The 20,285-nt window shown below is 54.0% G+C and carries 15 protein-coding genes; 8 read left to right on the forward strand and 7 right to left on the reverse strand.

Annotation, left to right across the window (positions count from 1 at the left end):
• The first annotated feature begins 86 nt into the window (after nt 1–86).
• The 4 genes from dapB to SP99_RS03295 all read left to right on the forward strand — a co-directional run bounded on the left by dapB (nt 87) and on the right by SP99_RS03295 (nt 6,127).
• Nucleotides 87–908, forward strand: coding sequence for a 4-hydroxy-tetrahydrodipicolinate reductase (dapB, locus tag SP99_RS03280; RefSeq protein ID WP_047957728.1), 822 nt, complete (start codon nt 87–89; stop codon nt 906–908).
• Between the two features lie 454 nt (nt 909–1,362).
• Nucleotides 1,363–2,511, forward strand: coding sequence for a glutamine-hydrolyzing carbamoyl-phosphate synthase small subunit (gene carA, locus SP99_RS03285; RefSeq protein ID WP_047957729.1), 1,149 nt, complete (start codon nt 1,363–1,365; stop codon nt 2,509–2,511).
• A gap of 18 nt (nt 2,512–2,529) precedes the next feature.
• Nucleotides 2,530–5,754, forward strand: a complete 3,225-nt coding sequence (gene carB / locus SP99_RS03290; protein WP_025758027.1) for a carbamoyl-phosphate synthase large subunit — start codon at nt 2,530–2,532, stop codon at nt 5,752–5,754.
• A 139-nt stretch (nt 5,755–5,893) separates the two neighbouring features.
• Nucleotides 5,894–6,127, forward strand: coding sequence for a YgdI/YgdR family lipoprotein (locus SP99_RS03295; protein ID WP_025758026.1), 234 nt, complete (start codon nt 5,894–5,896; stop codon nt 6,125–6,127).
• Between the two features lie 47 nt (nt 6,128–6,174).
• On the opposite strand, the gene SP99_RS03300 is transcribed toward SP99_RS03295, so the two are convergent.
• Nucleotides 6,175–9,096: an autotransporter family protein gene (locus tag SP99_RS03300; protein ID WP_156167783.1), complete on the reverse strand. Its 2,922-nt coding sequence runs from the start codon at nt 9,094–9,096 to the stop codon at nt 6,175–6,177.
• Nucleotides 9,097–9,462: 366 nt separating this feature from the next.
• Here SP99_RS03300 and kefF point away from each other — a divergent pair, with 366 nt between their 5' ends.
• The 3 genes from kefF to folA all read left to right on the forward strand — a co-directional run bounded on the left by kefF (nt 9,463) and on the right by folA (nt 12,445).
• Nucleotides 9,463–9,993: a glutathione-regulated potassium-efflux system oxidoreductase KefF gene (kefF, locus tag SP99_RS03305; protein ID WP_025758024.1), complete on the forward strand. Its 531-nt coding sequence runs from the start codon at nt 9,463–9,465 to the stop codon at nt 9,991–9,993.
• On the forward strand, nt 9,986–11,851 hold the full coding sequence (gene kefC, locus SP99_RS03310) for a glutathione-regulated potassium-efflux system protein KefC (protein WP_047957730.1): 1,866 nt from the start codon (nt 9,986–9,988) through the stop codon (nt 11,849–11,851). The genes kefF and kefC overlap by 8 nt, the downstream gene beginning before the upstream one ends.
• 114 nt (nt 11,852–11,965) lie before the next feature.
• Nucleotides 11,966–12,445, forward strand: coding sequence for a type 3 dihydrofolate reductase (gene folA / locus SP99_RS03315; RefSeq protein WP_008502023.1), 480 nt, complete (start codon nt 11,966–11,968; stop codon nt 12,443–12,445).
• A 40-nt stretch (nt 12,446–12,485) separates the two neighbouring features.
• On the opposite strand, the gene apaH is transcribed toward folA, so the two are convergent.
• The 6 genes from apaH to lptD are packed head-to-tail and all read right to left on the reverse strand — an operon-like array spanning nt 12,486 to nt 19,215.
• On the reverse strand, nt 12,486–13,334 hold the full coding sequence (gene apaH / locus SP99_RS03320) for a bis(5'-nucleosyl)-tetraphosphatase (symmetrical) ApaH (protein WP_025758022.1): 849 nt from the start codon (nt 13,332–13,334) through the stop codon (nt 12,486–12,488).
• 4 nt (nt 13,335–13,338) lie between these two features.
• Complete coding sequence (apaG, locus tag SP99_RS03325) at nt 13,339–13,716, reverse strand: Co2+/Mg2+ efflux protein ApaG (protein WP_025758021.1); 378 nt, start codon at nt 13,714–13,716, stop codon at nt 13,339–13,341.
• Between the two features lie 3 nt (nt 13,717–13,719).
• Nucleotides 13,720–14,541, reverse strand: a complete 822-nt coding sequence (gene rsmA / locus SP99_RS03330) for a 16S rRNA (adenine(1518)-N(6)/adenine(1519)-N(6))-dimethyltransferase RsmA (protein WP_047957731.1) — start codon at nt 14,539–14,541, stop codon at nt 13,720–13,722.
• Nucleotides 14,538–15,524 carry a 4-hydroxythreonine-4-phosphate dehydrogenase PdxA gene (gene pdxA / locus SP99_RS03335; protein WP_047957732.1) on the reverse strand — a complete coding sequence of 329 codons (987 nt, stop codon included), beginning with the start codon at nt 15,522–15,524 and terminating at the stop codon, nt 14,538–14,540. The genes rsmA and pdxA overlap by 4 nt, the downstream gene beginning before the upstream one ends.
• Nucleotides 15,524–16,810, reverse strand: a complete 1,287-nt coding sequence (gene surA / locus SP99_RS03340; protein WP_047957733.1) for a peptidylprolyl isomerase SurA — start codon at nt 16,808–16,810, stop codon at nt 15,524–15,526. The genes pdxA and surA overlap by 1 nt, the downstream gene beginning before the upstream one ends.
• Before the next feature lie 53 nt (nt 16,811–16,863).
• The gene (gene lptD / locus SP99_RS03345) at nt 16,864–19,215 is read right to left on the reverse strand and encodes an LPS assembly protein LptD (RefSeq protein ID WP_047957734.1); all 2,352 of its coding nucleotides are present in this window, start codon (nt 19,213–19,215) and stop codon (nt 16,864–16,866) included.
• Nucleotides 19,216–19,454: 239 nt separating this feature from the next.
• Here lptD and djlA point away from each other — a divergent pair, with 239 nt between their 5' ends.
• Nucleotides 19,455–20,270 (forward strand): co-chaperone DjlA, encoded by an 816-nt coding sequence (djlA, locus tag SP99_RS03350; protein ID WP_025758016.1) that lies wholly within the window; start codon nt 19,455–19,457, stop codon nt 20,268–20,270.
• Nucleotides 20,271–20,285 lie beyond the last annotated feature (15 nt).

The raw sequence follows: 20,285 nt of genomic DNA on the forward strand, positions 1-20,285 counted from the left end.
AATTATTGGTGTTTTCAGTTGGCAGTGCTCAGAAAGGCTGGTTAATCTGAAAACGGTTTACATCATTTTAACGTAAGAGAATAACTATGCATGATGCACAGATCCGTGTCGCCATTGCGGGCGCGGGTGGACGTATGGGTCGTCAGCTGATTCAGGCGGCACTTCAGATGGAGGGCGTCGCCCTTGGCGCAGCGCTGGAGCGTGACGGTTCATCGCTTCTGGGGACCGATGCTGGCGAGCTGGCGGGCGCGGGCAGGACGGGCGTCACCGTACAGAGCAGTCTGGATGCGGTAAAAGAGGACTTCGATGTCTTTATCGATTTTACCCGCCCGGAAGGGACGCTCACGCATCTGGCGTTTTGCCGTCAGCACGGCAAAGGGATGGTGATCGGCACCACCGGTTTTGACGATGCGGGTAAGCAGGCTATCCAGGATGCATCAAAAGAGATTGCGATTGTCTTCGCCGCAAACTTTAGCGTGGGCGTTAACGTCATGCTTAAGCTGCTGGAGAAGGCTGCGAAAGTCATGGGTGACTACACCGACATTGAGATCGTGGAAGCTCACCACCGCTACAAAGTGGATGCGCCATCAGGCACGGCGCTGGCGATGGGTGAAGCGATTGCCCATGCACTCGATAAAGATTTAAAAGACTGCGCGGTCTATACCCGCGAAGGTCACACCGGTGAACGCGTGCCTGGCACGATTGGCTTCGCCACGGTCCGTGCGGGTGACATCGTCGGCGAACACACCGCGATGTTCGCCGATATTGGCGAACGTGTAGAAATCACGCATAAAGCTTCCAGCCGAATGACGTTCGCCAATGGTGCCGTACGCTCCGCTTTGTGGCTAAAAAACAAAGAGAACGGGCTTTTTGATATGAGAGATGTCCTGGATCTCAACAATTTGTAAATGTTATTACCCATCGTGATGTGGTTATTGCAGTCGTAATTAATTGATTGCATAGGGCAATATTTTATTGCCCTTTTATTTTTGCCTGTACATTACGTTTTCTCCATTAAGCCTCTAAAAATCTGTCTATTGTTCTGATTTTTCGTTGCTAAAATGTAAATTTTGACCATTTGGTCCACTTTATCATGTTCCATCTCGTGGTTTTTTATTAAACCAGCCGCGCAAGCGTTTTCTGCAGTGATTTACCTGATCTTTTTGTCGCTTAAGCTGCATTCCGCGTTTCAGGTCTGCAAAAGAGTAAACAAAATATCCGTTTTAAGTTGACTTTTACCGACCAAATCTCCAGAATGCCGCCGTTTGCCAAAAATCCGCTGGCAACACATTTGCATTGATCCATGACATGGTTATGAATTAATATGCAAATAAAGTGAGTGAATATTCTCTGGAGGGTGTTTTGATTAAGTCAGCGCTATTGGTTCTGGAAGACGGAACCCAGTTTATCGGTCGGGCCATAGGGGCAACGGGTTCGGCGGTTGGGGAAGTCGTTTTCAATACTTCAATGACCGGTTATCAAGAAACCCTCACTGATCCTTCCTATTCTCGCCAAATCGTTACTCTTACTTATCCTCATATCGGCAATGTCGGCACCAATGCGGCTGACGAAGAGTCCTCTCAGGTACATGCGCAAGGTCTGGTCATTCGTGACCTGCCGCTGATTGCCAGCAACTTCCGCAACACTGAAGACCTCTCTTCTTACCTGAAGCGCCATAACATCGTGGCGATTGCCGATATTGATACCCGTAAGTTAACGCGTCTGCTGCGCGAGAAGGGTGCACAAAACGGCTGCATCATCGCAGGGGATAACCTGGATGCGGCTCTGGCGCTGGAAAAAGCGAAAGCCTTCCCGGGCCTGAACGGCATGGACCTGGCCAAAGAAGTGACCACAGCTGAAGCCTACAGCTGGACGCAGGGGAGCTGGACGCTCGAAGGCGACCTGCCGGAAGCGAAAAAAGAGAGCGAGCTGCCGTTCCACGTGGTGGCTTACGATTTCGGCGCCAAGCGCAACATCCTGCGCATGCTGGTTGACCGCGGCTGCCGCCTGACTGTGGTGCCGGCGAAAACGTCCGCTGAAGAGGTGCTGAAAATGAATCCGGACGGCATCTTCCTCTCTAACGGCCCAGGCGACCCGGCACCTTGTGACTACGCCATCAATGCCATCAAGTCCTTCCTGGAAACAGACATCCCGGTATTCGGTATCTGCCTCGGCCATCAGCTGCTGGCGCTGGCGAGCGGTGCGAACACCATCAAGATGAAGTTCGGTCACCACGGTGGTAACCACCCGGTGAAAGACATTGATAACAACACGGTGATGATTACCGCGCAGAACCACGGTTTCGCCGTCGATGAAGCGTCGATGCCGGCTAACCTGCGCGTGACTCATAAGTCACTGTTCGATGGCACCCTGCAGGGTATCCATCGCACCGATAAGCCAGCGTTCAGCTTCCAGGGCCACCCGGAAGCCAGTCCGGGCCCACACGATGCCGCGCCGCTGTTCGATCACTTCATCGAACTTATCGAGCAATACCGTAAGACCGCTAAATAATCAGGAGCCGAGAAGACAATGCCAAAACGTACAGACATAAAAAGCATCCTGATCCTTGGCGCTGGCCCGATCGTCATCGGCCAGGCCTGCGAATTCGACTACTCCGGTGCGCAGGCATGTAAAGCCCTGCGTGAAGAGGGTTACCGCGTTATCCTGGTGAACTCGAACCCGGCTACCATCATGACCGACCCGGAAATGGCGGATGCAACCTACATCGAGCCGATTCACTGGGAAGTGGTACGTAAAATTATTGAAAAAGAGCGCCCGGATGCGGTGCTGCCAACCATGGGTGGCCAGACGGCGCTGAACTGTGCGCTGGAGCTGGAGCGTCAGGGCGTGCTGGCCGAGTTCGGTGTAACCATGATTGGCGCGACCGCCGACGCGATTGATAAAGCTGAAGATCGTCGCCGTTTCGACGTGGCGATGAAGAAAATCGGCCTCGACACCGCACGTTCCGGTATTGCTCACAATATGGAAGAGGCGCTGGCCGTCGCGGCTGAAGTGGGTTATCCGTGCATCATCCGTCCATCCTTCACCATGGGTGGCACCGGCGGCGGTATCGCCTACAACCGCGAAGAGTTCGAAGAGATTTGCGAACGCGGTCTGGATCTCTCCCCAACCAAAGAGCTGCTGATTGATGAATCGCTGATTGGCTGGAAAGAGTACGAGATGGAAGTGGTGCGTGATAAAAACGACAACTGCATCATCGTCTGCTCCATCGAAAACTTCGATGCGATGGGGATCCACACCGGTGACTCCATCACCGTTGCGCCAGCCCAGACGCTGACCGATAAAGAGTATCAGATCATGCGTAACGCCTCGATGGCGGTACTGCGTGAAATCGGCGTGGAAACCGGCGGCTCAAACGTACAGTTCTCGGTGAACCCGAAAACCGGCCGTCTGATCGTTATCGAAATGAACCCGCGCGTGTCCCGTTCTTCCGCGCTGGCCTCCAAAGCGACCGGCTTCCCGATTGCCAAAGTAGCAGCGAAGCTGGCGGTGGGGTATACCCTTGACGAGCTGATGAACGACATCACCGGTGGCCGCACGCCTGCGTCCTTCGAACCGTCCATCGACTACGTTGTGACCAAAATTCCTCGCTTCAACTTCGAGAAATTCGCCGGCGCGAACGACCGTCTGACCACCCAGATGAAATCTGTTGGTGAAGTGATGGCGATTGGCCGCACGCAGCAGGAGTCCCTGCAGAAAGCGCTGCGCGGCCTGGAAGTGGGGGCGACCGGTTTCGATCCGAAAGTGAGCCTGGACGACCCGGAAGCACTGACCAAAATCCGCCGCGAGCTGAAAGACGCGGGCGCGGAGCGTATCTGGTACATCGCCGATGCCTTCCGTGCAGGCCTCTCCGTCGACGGCGTATTCAACCTGACCAACATTGATCGCTGGTTCCTGGTGCAGATTGAAGAGCTGGTACGTCTCGAAGAGAAAGTAGCAGAGCTGGGCATCAACGGTCTGGACGCGGACTTCCTGCGCATGCTGAAGCGTAAAGGCTTCGCCGATGCGCGTCTGGCAAAACTGGCGGGCGTACGTGAAGCGGAAATCCGTAAGCTCCGTGACCAGTATGACCTGCACCCGGTCTACAAGCGTGTGGATACCTGTGCGGCGGAATTCTCGACCGACACCGCGTACATGTACTCCACCTATGAAGACGAGTGCGAAGCGAACCCGTCCGTTGACCGCGACAAGATTATGGTGCTGGGCGGTGGTCCAAACCGTATCGGCCAGGGCATCGAGTTCGACTACTGCTGCGTGCACGCTTCGCTGGCGCTGCGCGAAGACGGTTATGAGACCATCATGGTCAACTGTAACCCGGAAACGGTCTCTACCGACTATGACACTTCTGATCGCCTCTACTTCGAGCCCGTTACCCTGGAAGACGTGCTGGAAATCGTGCGTATCGAGAAGCCAAAAGGCGTTATCGTGCAGTACGGTGGCCAGACCCCACTGAAGCTGGCGCGTGCCCTGGAAGCCGCTGGCGTACCGGTTATCGGTACCAGCCCGGACGCGATTGACCGTGCGGAAGACCGCGAGCGTTTCCAGCAGGCGGTTGATCGTCTGAAGCTGAAGCAGCCGGCGAACGCCACCGTAACGGCCATTGAACAGGCTGTTGAGAAGGCGAAAGAGATTGGCTATCCGCTGGTGGTACGTCCTTCCTACGTACTGGGCGGCCGCGCGATGGAAATCGTCTATGACGAAGCAGACCTGCGTCGCTACTTCCAGACGGCGGTGAGCGTCTCCAACGATGCGCCAGTTCTGCTCGACCGCTTCCTCGACGATGCGGTGGAAGTGGACGTTGACGCCATCTGCGACGGCGAAATGGTGCTGATTGGCGGCATCATGGAGCACATCGAGCAGGCGGGCGTACACTCCGGTGACTCTGCCTGTTCTCTGCCAGCGTACACCCTGAGTCAGGAAATTCAGGATGTGATGCGCCAGCAGGTACAGAAGCTGGCCTTCGAACTGCAGGTTCGTGGTCTGATGAACGTTCAGTTTGCGGTGAAAGACAACGAAGTTTACCTGATTGAAGTGAACCCGCGTGCGGCGCGTACCGTCCCGTTTGTCTCCAAAGCCACGGGTATTCCGCTGGCGAAAGTGGCGGCACGCGTGATGGCGGGCCAGACGCTGGCTCAGCAGGGCGTAACCAAAGAGATCATTCCGCCGTACTACTCGGTGAAAGAAGTGGTTCTGCCATTCAACAAATTCCCGGGCGTTGACCCGCTGTTAGGGCCAGAGATGCGCTCTACCGGGGAAGTGATGGGCGTGGGCCGCACCTTTGCTGAAGCATTCGCGAAGGCGCAGCTGGGCAGTAACTCCACCATGAAGAAATCTGGCCGTGCGCTGCTCTCCGTTCGCGAAGGCGATAAAGAGCGCGTGGTTGACCTGGCTGCCAAGCTGCTTAAGCAGGGCTTCGAGCTGGATGCCACTCACGGTACGGCGATTGTGCTGGGTGAAGCCGGTATTAACCCGCGTCTGGTGAACAAGGTGCATGAAGGTCGTCCGCACATTCAGGATCGCATCAAGAATGGCGAATATACCTACATCATCAACACCACTGCGGGCCGCCAGGCGATTGAAGACTCCAAGCTGATTCGCCGCAGCGCGCTGCAGTATAAAGTGCACTACGACACCACCCTGAACGGCGGTTTCGCGACGGCCATGGCGCTGAATGCGGATGCCACCGAGAAGGTGATTTCGGTTCAGGAAATGCACGCGCAGATTAATAAGTAAGTTCACATGCCCGGCGGCGTAGCGTTGCCGGGCACTCTCCCTCTCTTCAGAACCTTCTGGTTTTCCATCCGCATTCAGTCAGTTAGCCTAAAATTGTTAGGTCGATAACGAAATTCAACTGAGAGCAGGGGAAAACACCATGCAAAATAAATTACTGATCGCGTCTCTTCTGTCTGCCACAACATTGTTCACCGTTGCGGGCTGTTCATCCAACCAGGCTGTAAAAACGACCGATGGCAAAACCATTGTCACCGACGGCAAACCGCAGGTGGATGACGATACCGGTCTGGTGTCGTATAAAAACGCCGAAACCGGTCAAACCGAGCAGATTAACCGTGACCAGGTGAAATCCATGGGCGAACTGGATAACTAATAAAAAAGCCGTGGCAAATGCCACGGCTTTTAGCCTTTCAGGAACGCTTACCAGCGGTGGTTCAACAGGATATGACCGCCATAGGCAGCAAAGCTGTTTTCACCCCATTCGCCGCTGGCCCGCAGAGAAACGGTGGTAGTCTCGTTCAAATTCCCGGTAACGCCCAGCTCTAGCTGGCCACGGTCTTCCGGCGTGTCGTTGCTGACAGTTTCACCGTTAAACGCCAGATCGTTTTGACCCGCGCCCTTCAGCCAGTTCACGGCAACGTACGGCTGCCAGGCTTTGACATCCTTCTGCTGGAAGTAGCTTGATTTGACGCCCAGACGACCAAACAGACCGTCGTTGTCCAGGGTTGTCACCCGGACGCCGTCACGGTCGGTATGGTTTTCCTGATCAAGGTAGCTGTAAACGATCTGCGCCTGAGGTTCGATTTTCCAGGTGCGCTCATTTTCTGAATTAATCACCCACGCATGACCCACTTCGACAGAGGCAGCGAAACCTTCACTGTCGTAATCTTCGTCATTACGGTTGCTGGTCACTTTATTGTTGTACCAGCTATAGGCGGCCCAGGTATCAATGTAGCTGCCAAGGCGTAAGTTCTGATCTTCCTGCCAGGTGGCGTATAAACCTGCATTGAAGCCGTCGACTTTACCCTGCGCATCACGCACATTGTGTCTGGCCTCCGAATGGGTTTTCGCCTGACCCGCACCAAACATGCCGCCCGCTCGCAGGATACCGTTATCCAGTGGCTTGCTCATGAAATCGCTGCCTATCTGAAGCACGGTAGTGGTGGTGTCATAATTGACTCTGTCGCCACCTGCGTCGTTTTCATGATAGCGGCCCTTAACGTACATCCAGGTATTGAGGTTATCTTCATTGCGGAAGGTGATTTGATCGCGATCGTCGCGCTTGTGGAGGAACATGCTTTGAGCAGCAAGGTAGTTGCCTAAATATGCGCCGACTTCCGGAGCCATGACTTCAGGGTTATTGTTGCTGCCATTACCGCCGTTGTCTCCGTTACCGCCATTGTCACCATTGTCACCATTGTCACCATTGTCACCATTGCCGCCGTTGTCACCGTTGTCGCCGTTGTCTCCGTTACCGCCGTTGTCACCGTTGTCGCCGTTGTCACCATTGCCACCGTTATCTCCGTTATCTCCGTTATCGGGATCGTCAGCCGGATCGTCGGAGGGTGAAGCCTTCGATTCCAGATACCAGTTGCCATTACTGTGTTGATAAAGATTATATTCCCACGCGCCGGCAACGACGGGTTTAGCAAGCGTCAGTTGAGCTTCAGAGCTTCCACTCACGCTGACAATTTCCATGCCATTGACCGTTTGAGCGCCTAACCCACCCATATTGGAGACAGTAACGCCTGACTGCCCAAAGCTGCTGCCCGTAATCGTAAGATGATCGGTAGGTGCATCATCCGCGCCCAGCGTGCTGTTCAATACGATTTGGCTCCCCGCAGTGCCGGTATAATCTCCATTGATGGTAAAGTCATTGCCGACTGAATTATCCGCTGCGCTCAGTAAAAGCGTACCGCTGTTGGTCACGTTGCCGTTGATGGTATCCGCGCCCGAGTTGCGCAATGTCGGGTTGCCCTGAATGGCATTCCATGCAGCCAGCGTGCCGCCGCCAAGAATAGAGATGTTATCGTATACCGTCCCGGCCGTGGCAAACGTTGCTCCACTCTGCACGGTCACCGTGGCATGACTGTTTTCAACGCCCAGGGTCGCACCGGACGCGACCAGCGTGGTGCCGCTATACAGGGTAGTATCACCGCTGTAGCTGTTGTTACCGGTCAACGTCAGCGTATGCGAATCCCTTTTTTCAACACTCCCGCTGCCGGTCATGTTAGTGGTGAAGGTGAAATTATCGCCCTGGTTGAAGATAACCGAGCCGTTATTCGTGAGTCCCCCACTCAGGTTTGCGACGCTTTCGCCATTACCCAACTGCAGAACCGCATTTTCAGCGACCAGCGTGTTCCCCGCATTTGCGACGGTTCCGGCCAGGGTCAGAGTGCCGCTATTGACCTGCAGTGAATCACCCGTGCCGATAATGTCGACATCACCAGTGAGCGTCCAGTCTTCCCCGTCCATAGCAAGAGAAGCGAAACCATCACCTTCGTTTAGCCCAATAAAATTGCTGTCCTCGGCGCCGGTTCCCACCAGCCTTAGGATGTTCCCTTTTGAAAGGGTAGAAATGACATCACCTGACAGTGACGATCCTGTGTTAAGCGTCAGTGTATTATTTTTGTTGCTGGCGAACAGGATTGCAGTACTACCGCCGCCAATTGAACCTGTATTAATGATCTCAATTTTGGATGAGCCCATGACGTTAATACCATTCTGATAACCATCAATAATACCACTATTGATAATTTTCGAGTTTCCGTCACTTAGGGCAATTCCATCATTTTGAGTGCCTTTGATAGAACCCTCGTTATTAATGGGCGTGCCGATGTTCACCAGCATACCCGTCTTGCCTTCAATAAGGCCTGTTGCGCTGTTTGAAATATTTACTGCTGAGGACTCTTCATCAATATAAATACCATTTTCAAAACCAATGATACTTCCTTTGTTATTGAGTTCGCCCTGCATGGATTGAATGTTTACTGCGTTTGCGGTTGTTGAGGAAATAGTTGCCCCCTCCTCGTTGTTAATCACAACACGCTGTGCGTTAGTATTAATATCAAGTCCGTCCGCTTTTGCGGTGATTTTTCCTTTATTGGTGACAGAGGTAACGTCCATACCAGAAACAGTTACTGCGGCAACATTATCAAGAGAGGAAATCGTGACGTTTTTATTAATGATATATTCAGATTCTGAGGAAAAATCTTGCGGGACAGAAGTCGACTGATCAATGGTTGCTGCATGGCTTATTATTGGCGTAAAAACTAACAGGACGGGAAATAACTTTCCCAGCAATTGGGTTGTCCTGTTTAATATGTGGTGTTTGTCACTCATATTCACATCCATTTAAAATGAAAGTTGAAGAACAAAGAAGTATCTTCTCTTTTAAAGAGAGTTGTTATTCGGAAAGGGGTTAAATTATTATATTTTCAATGGGTTATGTATACATCTATTTATTAAAATGCGATTTTAATTATTCTTAATATTTCATATGTGCAAATGAAAAAGAGTCATTTATTGGTGAGATTAATAAGATTAACGATGTTCAGATAAGTGCTGGCATAATCACGAGCATGGGGCACCGTGAGTAGCAATACTTGCGTTTTGCATCTGCGATGCCAATCAACACTTTCAGCAGGCTGGTTAACTGTCTACACTCACACCTACAAGAGAGATAAGCCAGTCAACGCAGGCCCATTGATGATTCTGATAATTTACGCCCATCCTTATCCGCAACACTCGCATGCGAATAAGCGGATGCTTGAGCAGGTAAGGACGCTTGATAACGTAGAGATACGCTCCCTGTATCAACTCTATCCCGATTTTAATATCGATATCGCCGCCGAGCAGGAGGCACTTTCCCGTGCCGATCTGATCGTCTGGCAGCATCCCATGCAGTGGTATAGCACGCCCCCGCTTCTGAAACTGTGGATTGATAAAGTGTTCTCCCACGGCTGGGCGTATGGCCACAATGGCCATGCGCTAAAAGGGAAAAGCCTGATGTGGGCGGTCACCACCGGCGGCGGGGAAAGTCATTTTGATATTGGCACCTTCCCGGGGTTTGACGTTCTGGCGCAGCCGCTGCAGGCGACGGCGCTCTACTGCGGTCTGAACTGGCTCCCGCCATTTGCGATGCACTGTACGTTTGTCTGCGATGATGAAACGCTGCAGGCGCAGGCTCGTCATTATAAACAACGCTTACTTGAATGGCAGGAGACGCATCATGGATAGCCATACGCTAATACAGGCGCTGATTTACCTCGGCGCGGCGGCGCTGATTGTGCCCGTCGCGGTTCGCCTGGGGCTGGGCTCTGTTCTGGGCTACCTGATTGCGGGCTGCGTCATTGGTCCTTGGGGCTTTCGTCTGGTGACGGATGCCGAGGCGATTCTCCATTTCGCAGAGATTGGCGTCGTGCTGATGCTCTTTGTGATTGGCCTGGAACTCGATCCGCAGCGCCTGTGGAAACTTCGCGCTTCGGTATTTGGTGGTGGGGCGTTGCAAATGGTGGCCTGTGGCCTGCTGCTGGGTGGGTTCTGCATCCTGTTGGGAATGGACTGGAAAGTGGCAGAGCTTATCGGCATGACGCTGGCGCTCTCCTCGACGGCGATTGCCATGCAGGCGATGAACGAGCGCAATTTGACGGTTTCGCAGATGGGGCGCAGCGCGTTCTCGGTGCTGCTGTTCCAGGACATTGCCGCTATTCCGCTGGTGGCGATGATCCCGTTGCTGGCGGCCAGTGGGTCCTCGACGACGCTGGGCGCTTTCGCGCTGTCCGCACTGAAAGTGGTGGGTGCTCTGGCGCTGGTGGTTCTGCTTGGACGCTATGTCACCCGTCCGCTGCTGCGGTTTGTTGCCCGCTCCGGTTTGCGCGAAGTGTTCAGCGCCGTGGCGCTGTTCCTGGTGTTTGGCTTTGGTCTGCTGCTGGAAGAGGCCGGGCTGTCAATGGCGATGGGGGCGTTCCTCGCCGGCGTTCTGCTGGCGAGTTCTGAATATCGTCACGCGCTGGAAAGCGATATCGAGCCGTTCAAAGGATTGCTGCTGGGGCTGTTTTTCATCGGCGTGGGGATGTCCGTTGACTTCGGCACGCTGGTGACGCACCCGCTGCGTATTGTCATCCTGCTTGTCGGCTTCCTGGTCATTAAAATGGCGATGCTGTGGCTGATTGCGCGTCCGCTGAAGGTGCCAAATAAGCAGCGCAGCTGGTTTGCGGTTCTGCTGGGGCAGGGGAGCGAATTTGCGTTCGTGGTCTTCGGCGCAGCGCAGATGGCAAATGTTCTCGATCCGGAGTGGGCGAAAGCCCTGACGCTGGCGGTCGCCCTGTCGATGGCGGCGACGCCCGTCCTGCTGGTCGTACTGACGCGCCTGGAAAAATCGGGCAGCGAACAGGAGCGCGAAGCTGATGAGATCGACGAGGAGCAGCCGCGCGTGATCATCGCCGGATTTGGTCGCTATGGGCAGATCGTGGGACGTTTACTGCTGTCGAGCGGCGTGAAAATGGTCATCCTCGATCACGATCCCGACCATGTCGATACCCTGCGTAAGTTCGACATGAAAGTCTTTTACGGCGACGCAACGCGCGTCGATCTGCTGGAATCTGCTGGCGCGGCAAAAGCCGAGGTACTGATTAACGCCATTGACGATCCGGAAACCAGCATGCAGATGGTGGAACTGGTCAAAGAGCACTTCCCGGCGCTGACCATTATCTCCCGCGCCCGCGATGTAGATCACTATATCCGGCTGCGGCAGGCTGGGGTAGAAGCACCGGAGCGTGAAACGTTTGAAGGTGCGCTGAAATCTGGCCGTATGGCGCTGGAAAATCTGGGGCTCGGCGCGTATGAAGCGCGCGAGCGTGCAGACCTGTTCCGCCGCTTTAATACCGGGATGGTGGAAGAGATGGCGGCAATGGCTGGCAGCTCGGCCACGGAGCGCGCGGCCGTGTTCAAACGCACCAGTGCGATGCTGACGGAAATCATTAATGAGGACCGCAATCATCTGTCGCTGATCCAGCGTCATGGCTGGCAGGGCACGGAAGAGGGCAAGCACACCGGCGATCCGGCTGATGAGCCTGAGAGTAAACCTTCCGCGTGAAGTGGAGTTGCCAGCAATAATAAAAAATTTCTTTATCTTTACCCTGCCGCCAGTCGACGAAAGATTAAGCTTTCCGTATAGTGGCGGCAATTTTTTGCATCCGGGAAATTTTCAATGATCAGTCTGATTGCAGCGCTGGCGGTGGACCGCGTTATCGGTATGGAAAATGCCATGCCGTGGAACCTGCCTGCCGATCTTGCATGGTTTAAACGTACTACGTTAAACAAGCCGGTAGTGATGGGCCGCCTGACCTGGGAGTCGATTGGTCGTCCATTGCCGGGCCGGAAGAATATCGTTATCAGTAGCCAGCCAGGCACTGACGATCGCGTCGAATGGGTAAAATCTGTCGACGAGGCGATTGCTGCGTGTGGCAATGCCGAAGAGATCATGGTGATTGGCGGTGGGCGTGTATATGAACAGTTCCTGCCAAAAGCGCAGAAGCTGTATCTGACCCACATTGATGCGGAAGTGGAAGGGGATACCCATTTCCCGGACTACGATCCGGACGAGTGGGAATCCGTATTCAGCGAATTCCACGACGCGGATGCTCAGAACTCCCACAGCTACTGCTTCGAGATTCTGGAACGTCGTTAAGTGATTTTTCCCTCTCCCGGTTGGGAGAGGGAATGACGTATCAGGAGGCAACGGCCTCGTCTTCCCCTAAGTCCAGCTGTCGGTTGGATGGCTGAACAAAGTAAGCTTTATCTTCCCAGCGCAGACAGGTTAACTCTCCACCCCAGCAGCATCCGGTATCCAGACCGTAAATCCCCTCCGGGGTCCCTTTTCCTTCCAGTGCCGCCCAGTGACCAAATACCACGCTGTACTCGCTTGTCACCGGCCCCGGAATGGCAAACCACGGCTTGAGCGGGGCTGGCGCGCTTTCCGGCGTCTCTTTGGAATACATGTCCAGCTGCCCGTTCGGGAAGCAGAAACGCATACGTGTGAAGGCGTTGGTGATAAAGCGCAGACGAGCCAGGCCGCTGAGATCCTCGCTCCAGTGGTTCGGCATATCGCCGTACATGGCATCAAGGAAGAAAGGATAGGAGTCGCTCGCCAGTACCGCCTCCACGTCACGAGCACAGGTTTTCGCCGTCTCCAGATCCCATTGTGGCGTGATCCCGGCATGCGCCATGACCAGCTTTTTCTCTTCGTCGATCTGCAGCAAGGGCTGACGGCGCAGCCAGTTAATCAGATCGTCGGCGTCCGGCGCATCCAGCAGCGGAGTGAGGCGATCTTTAGGCTTGTTGCGACTGATCCCGGCGAAGACCGCCAGCAGATGCAGATCGTGATTGCCCAGCACCATGCGTACACTGTCGCCGAGTGATTTTACGAAGCGCAGAACCTCCAGTGAGCCAGGGCCACGCGCGACCAGATCGCCCGTCAGCCAGAGCGTGTCCTGCCCTGGCGTAAAGTCGACCTGTTTTAATAATGCGATCAGTTCATCGTAGCAACCGTGAACGTCGCCAATCAGATATGTAGACATTAGATTAATGAATGAGTGTTGTAACGGCGAGACGGAACACAGGAATGGCAACGCGGAATCCATTGCCATCGACGTCGACCATTTCATAATGGCCTTGCATGGTACCCATCGGCGTTTCAATCACTGCACCGCTGGTGTACTGATACTCTTCACCAGGGGCGATGTGGGGTTGTTCACCGACCACACCCTCTCCCTGAACTTCGATTTCGCGGCCATTGCCGTTGGTAATAAGCCAGTAGCGCCCACGCAGCTGCACAGGCACCCGCCCCAGATTACGAATGGTCACAGTGTAAGCAAAGACAAAACGTTCTTCATCCGGCGAGGATTGCGATTCAACATAGACGCTTTGTACATGGACACATACGCGGGGCGAATCAATCATGGCTTAACTCTCCTTCGGCGGCGCATTTTCGCTGATGTAATTAGCCAGCTTGCAGTACTGCTCTACGGAAATGTTTTCCGCACGCATTGCCGGGTCGATCCCCAGTTCCGCTAACACCTCAACGGTGAACGAATTGCTCAGACTGTTGCGGATCGTTTTCCGGCGCTGATTAAAAGCTTCTGTGGTGATGCGGCTCAGTACACGCAGATCTTTTACCGGGTACGGTTTCGTTTTATGCGGCACCAGGCGTACAACCGCAGAATCCACTTTCGGTGGTGGCGTAAAGGCGGATGGCGGAACTTCGAGAACCGGGATCACGTTGCAGTAATATTGCGCCATCACGCTTAAACGACCATACGCTTTACTGTTCGGGCCTGCAACCAGACGGTTCACAACCTCTTTTTGCAACATGAAGTGCATGTCGTCAATGGCATCAGTATAGCTAAACAGGTGGAACATCAGCGGGGTGGAAATGTTGTACGGCAGGTTGCCGAACACGCGCAGCGGCTGACCCATTTTCTCTGACAGCTCGCCAAAGTTCATGGTCATGGCATCCTGCTGATAAATGGTCAGCTTCGGCCCAAGGAACGGGTGCGTTTGCAGGCGTGCGGCCAGATCGCGGTCCAGTTCGATGACGGTAAGTGCGTCAAGGCGTTCGCCGACCGGCTCGGTCAGTGCGGCAAGACCCGGGCCGATTTCGACCATCGCCTGACCTTTTTGCGGGTTGATAGCCGAGACAATGCTTTCGATCACGAACTGATCGTTAAGGAAGTTTTGCCCGAAACGTTTACGGGCTAAGTGGCCCTGATGGACTCGATTAGTCATTGAGTATTAACAATCATTTTGATGGCGAGATTAAGCGCCGTAATAAAACTGCCGACATCCGCTTTTCCCTGGCCTGCCAGATCCAGCGCAGTACCGTGGTCAACGGACGTTCGAATAAAGGGTAAACCGAGAGTGATATTCACCCCGCGGCCAAAGCCCTGGTATTTTAGCACGGGCAGGCCTTGATCGTGGTACATCGCGAGCACGGCGTCGGCATTATCCAGGTATTTCGGCTGGAAAAGGGTATCAGCAGGCAGCGGCCCGCTTAAGTGCATCCCTTTTGCGCGCATTTCTTCAAGGACCGGAATAATGGTGTCGATCTCTTCGGTACCCATATGCCCGCCTTCACCGGCGTGCGGATTCAGGCCGCAAACCAGAACGTGCGGCTGCTTGATGCCGAATTTGGTTTGCAGATCATGATGCAGGATCCCGATGATCTCCCGCAGCAGTTCCGGGGTAATGGCATCCGGAATGGCCTTGATGGGCAGATGGGTTGTGACAAGCGCAACACGCATCGCCTCCGTTGCCAGCATCATGACGACTTTCGGGCTGTGCGAGCGCTCTTCAAAAAACTCTGTATGCCCGGTAAAGGGAATACCCGCTTCGTTAATGACGCCTTTGTGGACCGGGCCGGTAATCAGGGCAGCAAATTCACCCTTCAGACAACCGTCGCAGGCGCGCGCAAGAGTTTCAACGACATAGTGACCGTTTTCCGTGCTGAGCTGGCCCGGAATAACAGGTGTACGCAGGGGAACAGGAAGGAGCGTGAGCGTACCGGCTTGCTGTGGTGCAGGCTGTTGGCCTTCAACGTAGGGGATGAGCGTTAAAGGCAGACCGAGCAGCGTTGCCCGGTCTTGTAACAGTGTTGCATCAGCGCAGACGACCAGCTCCACCGGCCAGCTGCGCTGGGCAAGCTGAACGACGAGGTCAGGCCCAATCCCGGCGGGTTCGCCGGGCGTGATCACAACACGATGCTGTTTCATTAGTTGCTCAGAATTTTTACGTAAGCGCTGGCGCGTTGTTCCTGCATCCAGGTTGCCGCTTCTTCAGAGAACTTACGGTTAAACAGCATACGGTAGGCTCTGTCTTTCTGCGCCGCATCGGTTTTATCCACGTTACGGGTGTCCATCAGCTCGATGAGGTGCCAGCCAAATGAAGAGTGTACTGGCGCACTGATCTGGCCTTTGTTCAGCTTCATCAGGGCATCACGGAACGCAGGATCGTAAATATCTGCAGCCGCCCAACCCAGATCGCCACCCTGGTTAGCAGAGCCGGGATCCTGAGAAAACTCTTTTGCCGCATTTGCAAACGAGGTTTTACCGCTCTTAATGTCAGCAGCAATCTGCTCAAGCTTTGCACGAGCCTGATCGTCAGTCATGATCGGTGACGGTTTCAGAAGAATGTGGCGAGCATGCACTTCGGTGACGGAAATACTCTGGCTCTGTCCACGCAGATCGTTCACTTTCAGAATATGGAAGCCCACACCTGAACGGATTGGACCGACGATATCACCTTTCTTCGCGGTGCTCAGTGCCTGGGCGAAGATGGAAGGCAGCTCCTGAATACGACCCCAGCCCATCTGGCCGCCTTTCAGCGCCTGCTGGTCAGCGGAGTAGGTAATGGCCAGCTTGCCGAAGTCACCGCCATTACGCGCCTGCTCGACAATGGAACGCGCCTGGCTTTCGGCTTCCGCAGCCTGGTCGGAGGTTGGATTCTCAGGAAGCGGGATCAGAATGTGGCTCAGGTTCAGCTCTGTACTGGCGTCATTCTGGTTGCCCACCTGTTTTGCCAGCGCGTCCACTTCCTGCGGCAGGATCGTGACGCGGCGACGCACTTCATTGTTACGCACTTCTGAAATCAGCATCTCTTTACGGATCTGGTTACGGTAGGTGGCATAACTGATACCGTCATAGGCCAGACGGCTGCGCATCTGGTCTAAAGACATATTGTTCTGCTTCGCGATGTTAGCGATGGCCTGATCGAGTTGCTCGTCAGTGACCTTCACGCCCATTTTCTGACCCATCTGCAAAACGATCTGATCCATGATCAGACGCTCCAGGATCTGGTGGCGCAATGTGGCGTCATCCGGCAGCTGCTGACCTGCTTCGCCGGAATTGAGCTTCACCGACTTCATCAGACCGTCAACGTCACTTTCGAGTACAACGCCGTTGTTAACCACAGCGGCGACTTTATCAACAACCTGGGGGGCCGCGAAGCTGGTATTCGCAACCATAGCGACACCGAGCAGCAGCGTTTTCCAGTTCTTCATACTTTTTCCATTTCAATTAACCGCAAAGCGGATTACGTTGCAAATCAAGCACATTACAAGGAACTGCGGTAAGGCAGAATGTTCGAGCGCAGCATCTGCTGCGTGCCCAGGCCATAGTTGGAGCTCAGGCCGCGCAGCTCGACATTGAAGCCAATCACGTTATCGTATTTGCTCTGATTGTTGTCAGTATTCCAGCCGTTAAGCTTACGTTCGTAACCGACGCGCAGCGCGTAACAGCAGGAGTTATATTGCAAACCGACCATTTGGTCGGCAGGCTTACTGGTGTTGGTGTCAAAGTAGTAAGCACCTACGATTGACCAACGGTCGGCGATAGGCCAGCTTGCTGCGCCACCGACCTGCGAAATACCGTCTTTATACTGTTCTCTGTTCGCATAGTCTGGCAATGTCGCCTGGATATATTCCGGGCTGGCATAACGGTACGTCAGCTGCACCATACGGTCTTCATCACGACGGTACTCAATTGCCGCACTGCTGGTCGCAATGTTGTCGAGACGCGTATCGTACTGCAGCCCACCGCGTAAGCCCCAGCGGTCCGTCATGCGCCAGTAGGTATCGCCCGCCCAGACCAGGGAACCGGTCTTGTTGTCTTTCTCCCAGTTAATGTTGTCATCACCGGTGCGAGACTCGGTGAAATAGTAGATTTGACCAACAGAAACGTTAAAACGTTCAACGGCAGCGTCATCATATACGCGCGTTGTGACACCGGTCGTTAACTGGTTAGCGGAGGCAATACGGTCAAGACCGCCGTAGGTACGGTCACGGAACAGGCCGCTGTAGTCAGACTGCAGGAAGGACGAGTCGTAGTTCTGGATTTTGCTCTGGTCGCGATACGGAACGTAGAGATACTGCATCCGCGGTTCCAGCGTTTGCGTATAGCCATCAGCCAGTAACCCCATATCACGTTCAAAGATCAGCTTACCGTCCATTTTAAATTGCGGAAGGGTACGGTTAACCGATTCCTGAAGATCGGTGTTGTTAGTGGCGTTGTAATCATCCACATTTTTCTGCTGATAGTGTGTCGCCATCAGCTTGGCTTCTGTGTTCAGGCTTGCCCAGTCGTTAGACCACGGCAGGTTGATGGTCGGCTCCAGGTGGATACGTGTGGCTTCCGGCATATCCGAGTTGGTATTCACGAAATGTACCGCCTGCGCGTAAACGCGGGTGTCAAATGGCCCAACATCGTTCTGATACCAGTTCACATCCAGCTGCGGCTCTGCGCCGTAAGTGCTTCGCGTCTGGGTACTAAAGACCTGGAACTGTTTCGTTGAGACCGTGGCGTTAAAGTTTTGAAGAGCATAGCCAACGCTGAATTTCTGCGTCGCATAACCATCGGTACTTGAACCGTATTTGGAGTCAAAGTCGTTGAAGTAGTAAGGATCGCTGACCTTGGTGTAGTCGACGTTAAAACGCCAGACCTGATCCATCACACCCGCATGGCGCCAGTAGTACAACCAACGATGTTTATCGCCTTCGGTCGGATGCTCATCCTGGAAGACTTTATCTGACGGCAGATAATCGAGCTCCATCAGGCCTGTACCCGCCTGGGTCAGGTAGCGGAACTCGTTCTCCCACATGACGTTGCCGCGCTTATGGATATAGTGCGGCGTGATCGTCGCGTCCATGTTGGGCGCGATGTTCCAGTAATACGGCAGGTAGAACTCAAAATAGTTCGAGGTGCTGTATTTGGCATTCGGGATCAGGAAGCCTGAGCGACGTTTGTCACCGACAGGAAGCTGCAGATAAGGGCTGTAGAAAACGGGCACCGGACCCAGCTTGAAGCGGGCGTTCCAGATCTCTGCGACCTGCTCTTCACGGTCGTGGATAACCTCGCTTCCGACCACGCTCCAGGTATTAGAACCCGGCAGACAGGAGGTAAAGGAGCCATTTTCCAGGATCGTATAACGGTTTTCACCGCGCTGTTTCATCAGGTCTGCATTACCACGCCCCTGACGACCCACCATCTGGTAATCACCTTCCCAGACGTTAGTGTCTTTGGTGTTCAGGTTTGACCAGGCTTTCGGACCTTTCAGGATGACCTGATTGTCGTCATAGTGCACATTACCCAGCGCATCCACCGTTCGTACCGGCTCGGCCGCACCTTCCGGCTGCTTCTGGTGCAACTGCACTTCATCTGCCTGCAGGCGGCTGTTGCCCTGGTTAATATCCACATTGCCCGTAAACGTGGCATTGTCAGGATAGGTACCTTTCGAACTGTCGGCAGTAATGGTTACCGGCAAGCTATTTGTATCGCCCTTCACCAGTGGACGATTATAGCTTGGGACGCCAAGCATACATTGCGAGGCGAGATCGGCCGCCAGCCCCTGTTGACTGTACAGGGCGGAGCCAATCATTGTGGCCAGGAGGGTGGGGATACGTTTTTTCATACGTTGTATTTTATTGTTCCGTCATCAGTGGCTACGGCTTACAAACGCTCAGAGACTATCTTACTCATCTGCGCAGTACCAGCGTTAATCCTGCCTGTTTGCGTGCCAGAGTGTTAGGCTCGCTATCGAATGACGAGTATGATAAAGCAAATTATAGGCGATGTCCTTCAATTGACCGTGACTTGAACACAGTGATGATGACGTTGCGTCGGCAAGGAATATGACTATCCGGGGAGTATATGCAGTATTGGGGTAAAATAATCGGCGTTGCGTTCGCCATCATCATGGGTGCCGGGTTCTGGGGAATCGTGCTTGGGCTGATTATCGGGCATATGTTTGATAAGGCGCGCAGCCGCAAAATGGCCTGGTTTGCCAATCAGCGCGAGCGTCAGTCGCTCTTTTTCTCTACCACCTTTGAGGTGATGGGGCACTTAACCAAATCCAAAGGGCGGGTAACAGAAGCCGATATTCAGATTGCCAGCGTCTTTATGGATCGCATGAACCTGCATGGTGACTCCCGTCTGGCCGCGCAGAATGCGTTTCGCATTGGCAAATCGGACAACTATCCGCTGCGCGAAAAAATGCGTCAGTTCCGCAGCATCTGCTTCGGACGTTTTGATTTAATTCGGATGTTTCTGGAAATCCAGATCCAGGCGGCCTTTGCCGACGGTTCCCTGCACCCCAATGAACGCGACGTACTGTACGTCATTGCGGAAGAGCTGGGTATCTCCCGTATGCAGTTCGACCAGTTCCTGCGCATGATGCAGGGCGGGGCACAGTTTGGCGGCGGTTATCACCAGCAGTCGTCTGGCGGCACCTGGCAGCAGGCGCAGCGTGGCCCGACGCTGGAAGATGCCTGCAACGTACTAGGCGTGAAGCCCACCGACGATGTGACCACCATTAAACGTGCCTATCGCAAGCTGATGAGTGAACATCACCCGGACAAACTGGTCGCGAAAGGTTTACCGCCGGAAATGATGGAGATGGCGAAGCAAAAAGCGCAGGAAATCCAGAAGGCCTACGAGCTCATTAAAGAGAAGAAAGGTTTCAAATAAAAAAAGCCCGACGAT

It is taken from the genome of Enterobacter sp. BIDMC92, from assembly GCF_001030225.1.
Classification (GTDB): Bacteria; Pseudomonadota; Gammaproteobacteria; order Enterobacterales; family Enterobacteriaceae; genus Enterobacter; species Enterobacter sichuanensis.